The 4,970-nt window shown below is 50.0% G+C and carries 4 protein-coding genes; 3 read left to right on the forward strand and 1 reads right to left on the reverse strand.

What is annotated here, in order from left to right; translation table 11 throughout:
• Positions 1-98: 98 nt before the first annotated feature.
• Positions 99-860 (reverse strand): glycosyltransferase family protein, encoded by a 762-nt coding sequence (locus tag JIN78_RS16480; RefSeq protein ID WP_200393094.1) that lies wholly within the window; start codon positions 858-860, stop codon positions 99-101.
• A 161-nt stretch (positions 861-1,021) separates the two neighbouring features.
• Here JIN78_RS16480 and JIN78_RS16485 point away from each other — a divergent pair, with 161 nt between their 5' ends.
• The 3 genes from JIN78_RS16485 to JIN78_RS16495 all read left to right on the forward strand — a co-directional run bounded on the left by JIN78_RS16485 (position 1,022) and on the right by JIN78_RS16495 (position 4,895).
• Positions 1,022-2,011 (forward strand): twin-arginine translocation signal domain-containing protein, encoded by a 990-nt coding sequence (locus JIN78_RS16485; protein ID WP_200393095.1) that lies wholly within the window; start codon positions 1,022-1,024, stop codon positions 2,009-2,011.
• A gap of 12 nt (positions 2,012-2,023) precedes the next feature.
• On the forward strand, positions 2,024-3,142 hold the full coding sequence (locus JIN78_RS16490; protein WP_200393096.1) for a hypothetical protein: 1,119 nt from the start codon (positions 2,024-2,026) through the stop codon (positions 3,140-3,142).
• A 304-nt stretch (positions 3,143-3,446) separates the two neighbouring features.
• Positions 3,447-4,895 carry a class I SAM-dependent methyltransferase gene (locus JIN78_RS16495; RefSeq protein ID WP_200393097.1) on the forward strand — a complete coding sequence of 483 codons (1,449 nt, stop codon included), beginning with the start codon at positions 3,447-3,449 and terminating at the stop codon, positions 4,893-4,895.
• Positions 4,896-4,970: the final 75 nt, after the last annotated feature.

The raw sequence follows: 4,970 nt of genomic DNA on the forward strand, positions 1-4,970 counted from the left end.
TTCTGGATTCTGGATTCTGGATTCTGGATTCTGGATTCTGGATTCTGGATTCTGGATTCTGGATTCTGGATTCTGGATTCTGGATTCTGGATTCTTTCTCAACTCTCCAAAATATCTAAAAACACCCCATCCTCATCCCCATAGACCCACATCATGTGCAGGGCGAAGGCCAGTTTACGTTTTTCGGCCGGGGAACCGCCCTTCAGATGCACGGCAGCGGCGGAGAGAATATCGGGTAGCCCGGTGCTTTCGGCAAAGGCTTGCACCACTTCGCCGCGCTCGAAGGGCTTCACCCGCCATTTGCCGCTGGCCACCACTTGCGCGAGGGCGGCCTCGTCGGGACGGGGAGGATTCTCGTCTCCGCTCGTGGACCTGGCCGGAAGGTGCGCGAGCGCATCGGCCCACTCTTCGGCGAATTCAATGACGCGCTCTCCCCGCACCGCAAAGAAACCAGCATCGGGCTGCCCATCAGCTTGTCGCGCGATGAGAAGGTCGGCTTCACGATAGACCAGCAGGTGGTCCCAGTTGCGCAGGGGCACCACATCGGCATCGCAAAAAGTCACCCATCCGTAGCGGCTGGCGGCCTCGGCATGACGCAGGGCGGCTTCCACACGAGCTCGCTGGGCTCGTGGGCCGACCTCTTCGGGCAGAAAGTCGGCGGGATCGTGCTCCAGTTCCTTCAAGTCCACTCGCTCGATAGGAAAGAGAGGCTCGGGGAAGTTGCGTTCCATCACAATTTGCCCGCCGAAGAGGCTGCGGAGAAGAGAGGAGGCTAGGATTTTACCTAAGAAACGAGCCTCCCGCCGACCGGGCGGATCAAGCAGGGTGGTGAGAATGAGATTGTGCGGGGAGGAAGGCATGGTAGACTGCGGGATAATGAAAATGCTTAAGAAAGGTCAGATAATGAAAAAATAAATCAGAAAAATTGTTGACGCGCTCGTTTTTTTTTTTGTCAGCTTCTTAGTGACGATAAAAGCGCATGGTGCTCTGATATCGGAATTCTATTTAACCCCATAAACAAATGACACCTGATAACCCATTCGGTCACGACCGCCAGGATGACTTCACTTCATCGCAAAATGGACTGACGAGACGTAAGTTTCTAAAGAGGACGGGAGGGGCGACGGTAGGTGCGATTATAGCCACAGGTGCATTAATGCAAAGTGTTCATGCTGAAGAGGAAGAGGCAAGTAGTTGGTGTCTTGTGTGCCAGCAAGAGCCCGCTCAGGGTGATTGGGGGGAGGGTTTTTTTGACTCTATTTATTCTGCGAGTGGCCTGGACGTTGCAGGTTTATTACTCGCGCAAGATAGGTCGGTTGCTTTGGTAGGTGGTATTACTAACTATTACACGCAGGCGCATGGATCAAAATGTATTCGAGCTGGTGCGCCGGGTCGTAACCAGTTAGCTAATTCTTCAAAAGTATGTGTTGCAGGTGCATATAGGGCTACTGATGCTGCTGGAAACAGTGCTCTTTTTTTACCCAAGCATTATGTAACTTTGTCTGTAGATAGAGAGACTGGTTCGATCAGTGTTAGTAATTCTGGCGCGGGATACGAGGATGAGGGAACCCTAGGAGGGAGTGATGTGAAAGCAATGGCCAAAATAAATGTGCAAGGTAACGGAACAAAGAAAGTTACGTTGGATTATGTTTGTAGTTTTGAATGGTCTGGTTTTCAAACGTCAGAAGTCAACGTGATAAAGGGTTGGGTTGGATTTTCTGCATCTGTAAATAATAAAGTGAAGTGGAGCACTACAGGGAGATTAATTATCGAAGCTGTGGAAGAGTGTGACTTGCAAGATAAGTTTGCCGAGTATTTTGAAAATAGGCAAACTGATGGTAATACTTGGGTTGATCAGGGTGGTGTTACTCGAGGTGAAAACTCGCCGCTTGCACAATATCGATATATTGATGGCGGCGTTAATAAAGGTGCTCATGTAAATATGGGTAAGCTTGTTAAATTTATAACAAAGCATCATACCGGGAGTGCTAAGAGCACTTGGGAGTTCTAACGGCCGTTGCTGATGAGTAAAATTTTTCATCCGAAATTTGTATTTGTAGGTTTTTCGTTGCTGGTTATTACGATCTTTTTCTTTTTCAAATGGAAAAACGACCTAATAAGAAACGAGTCCAAAACTTCGAATGCACATAAGAATTCGGTGTCGCAAAAATTAGAACATAGGATACCTGAATTGGAACATAGGATACCTGAAAGAGTTCAAAGTTCGTCTATCTCTAAAAATGTGAACAGTTGGCAGGAGGCGCTTGATTATGTGGTAGAGATGGAGTCTAGGGATAGAGATGAATTTCTATATGATTTCTTGTCAGGATTTCAGTTTCTAAATGGCGAAGATAGAGTTGGGTTTCTGTCGGAGCTAGGAAAAATAAAAGGCCCCGGTGAGGAATACAAAGCTATGTTGTCAAACTGTTATTCGCATGCTTCCGGTTTGCGGGTAGCAGATTTTCTTAAAGAGATTCGGAATTTCGGACTAACTGACGAAGAAGAGGCGACTCTTTTGACTGCTGCTAATTTGGATAGAGATAGCTTTTTGGATGCGGGATTCCCTGCTCTGTTGGCTACTCTCGAAGATGGAGCGTTGAAATCATCATTAGTATCTTACTATGCTTCTCTCTTGGCATCTGAAGAGGGCGAAGCCAGTTTGAAAATGAAATTTGGTGAATTGAGTAAAATTTCCGATGATGCATTTTCCTCGCCAGTGATTGTTTCTCATTTTGTTAGATCGAGTCCTGAGGAGTCTTGGGTTGCATTTGAAAAGTTTGTTTCTGGTGATGAGTTGAATACGAAAGATGCATTTGAAGGGAATATAAAGACTTGGGTTCAAGAGTTCTTAAACCATAAGAATCCAAGTGATTTGTTAGAATTGATTTCTTCTAGTTCGGACGGTCAGGTGGCAGTTGAAATCGCTGATGTGGCAAGCCGCTATCAATCTTTCCAAGATTCTGCTATTCTGGGTGATTGGATACTTTCCCAACCGAAAGGGAGCGTTCGTGATGTCGCAATTAAAAACCTAGTAAAGAGTTTGTTTAGATCTGATTATGAAGATCAGGCCAAATTGTGGATTTCTGAGATAGCGAGCGATGAGGTGAAAGTTCAGTTGTTGGAGGAGTTTGGTGTTAAGTGAATGATTATTGTGGTGTGAGTTGAATTGATAATTTATCGTCTTCGTTTAATTGTGGATTGTGAATTCATAATGTGCGTGTTTTTTGTTGGTGTGTTTTTTTGGACGCGGGTTCTTATTCTGGATTTATCTCGGGATGTTGTGTTTATATGATGGAAAGTTTGTATTAGTTTTTTTTCTTCCTGCAACGGGAGCTAAATGTAAGGAATTCTTCCATCTTCGTCCAGAGTTTGACTCTCAATATTTCGCCATTCTTGATGATGATATTGAGATGCGCGAGGAGGATATTGCACGCTGTTTTGAATTTATGGAAAGGGAAGGGGTCGACGGGCTTGTGCCTGCTCATTCGCCCGAGGGGCAGGTGCCCTATCCCCATCTCCTTCGGGTGGAAGGCGGGACGGGGAGTCGACGCACCAATCTTTTGCCGGTGACTTGTCCTTTTCTTTCTCGAGAAGCAGTGGATCGAACTTTGCGAGCCTATGCTCCCTATCGCGAGCAATTGCGGCGCGAGGGCATCGACCACATCATGGCTCATGCCTGCCGAGGCTTGGATCTGCGGGTGGTGGATTTTTGCGAAATCGTCAAACCTCATCGCGAGAAGAACTCTGAAGGCAAGAGCAAGCGGTCGTCCGCGCCTCGGCTTTGGCCGCAGTTGCGGAACCGTTTCCCGCTGCCGGGGGCGACGGGGGCGATCTGGAGCCAACCTCTGCCCTGGATGGAGCGCGAGCAGAGTGAAGAAATCGCTCGCCGCATTGAGCAGCGACGGGAGGAAGGAGGCTTTAGCCCCACTGGCCTACGTATGCTCGAAATAGGGGCCGGGGGAAGCACCTTTCAGCTTGCTTCTCTGGTGGAAGAACTCATCAGCGTGGAACATTCCGCGCAATGGGCGCGGGAGCTGTGGCCTTGGTTGCCCGGTCACGTGACCCTCCTTCACGTGCCGACGGAGCGAGAAGTGGGGGAGGAATGTCGCCGGGGGATTCAGGAAGACTTCGCCAGTTACTTGGAAGTGGTCGGCCAGTTGTCGGGACGCTTTGATTTTGTGCTCATCGACGGCCGGGTGAGGGCGGAGTGTGCCCGCCTCGTCGTGCCTCTACTCAAGGAGGAGGCGCTGGTCTTTTTCCACGACTGGGAGCGTCCCCGTTACCGCTGGGTCCTCTTGTTTTACCAGTGCCTGACCTATCTGAAGGGGAAACAAGCGGGATTGGCGGTGCTGCGGGCCAAGCCGGAGGGGCGCAAGCTTTGCCAAGGGCGCAGCGAGTGGATGGTGCCTTTTCCCGGAGATGAGGAGGCGGTGAAAGACGACGAAGAACGAGAGGACGAGGGTGCTGCTCTGGTAGAGGAAATCTTGCGAGAAATGGATTTCGATCCCGGCCTGCGGGTGCTGGAGGTCGAAGGCCGGGTGGGGGAGACTCTCTGTCGGGAACGCGGCTGGCGTTATTCCTCCCTGCACAGCGCCCATACAGGGGAAGCGGCCTTCAATGGTCGTGATCTGCCCGGTGCTGAGAATGCCTTTGATTTGGTTCTTCTACGTGGATTACTGCATCGGGTGCCCGAGAATGCCATTGCTCTTCTGGAGCAGGCGTCGCGGGTGGCCGAGAACTATGTGCTGGTGGAGGAGCTGCTCAATGAGTCACATTATCCGCGCAGATGGCAGGATGCGCTGCACGAACGTGCCCCTGGCGGGCTTTATCGCAGCGACGAGGAGTGGCGCCAGCTCTTCTGGATTGCTGGTATGCGGGCATTCGCGTCAGGTTAAGAGCCTAACCGATTCGTAGCCAGCAAATTAGATTGGCAAAAACCACCTTTTTCCCTTGACAAGTCGAGCAGCGCG

The sequence above is a fragment of the Roseibacillus ishigakijimensis genome (assembly GCF_016595415.1).
Classification (GTDB): Bacteria; Verrucomicrobiota; Verrucomicrobiia; order Verrucomicrobiales; family Akkermansiaceae; genus Roseibacillus; species Roseibacillus ishigakijimensis.

What these genes read in the sequence shown, in the direction of transcription:
- JIN78_RS16480 (WP_200393094.1), bottom strand. Translation starts at nt 860, where the DNA reads ATGCCTTCCTCCCCGCACAATCTCATTCTCACCACCCTGCTTGATCCG.
- JIN78_RS16495 (WP_200393097.1), top strand. Translation starts at nt 3,447, where the DNA reads ATGGAAAGGGAAGGGGTCGACGGGCTTGTGCCTGCTCATTCGCCCGAG.
- JIN78_RS16485 (WP_200393095.1), top strand. Translation starts at nt 1,022, where the DNA reads ATGACACCTGATAACCCATTCGGTCACGACCGCCAGGATGACTTCACT.
- JIN78_RS16490 (WP_200393096.1), top strand. Translation starts at nt 2,024, where the DNA reads ATGAGTAAAATTTTTCATCCGAAATTTGTATTTGTAGGTTTTTCGTTG.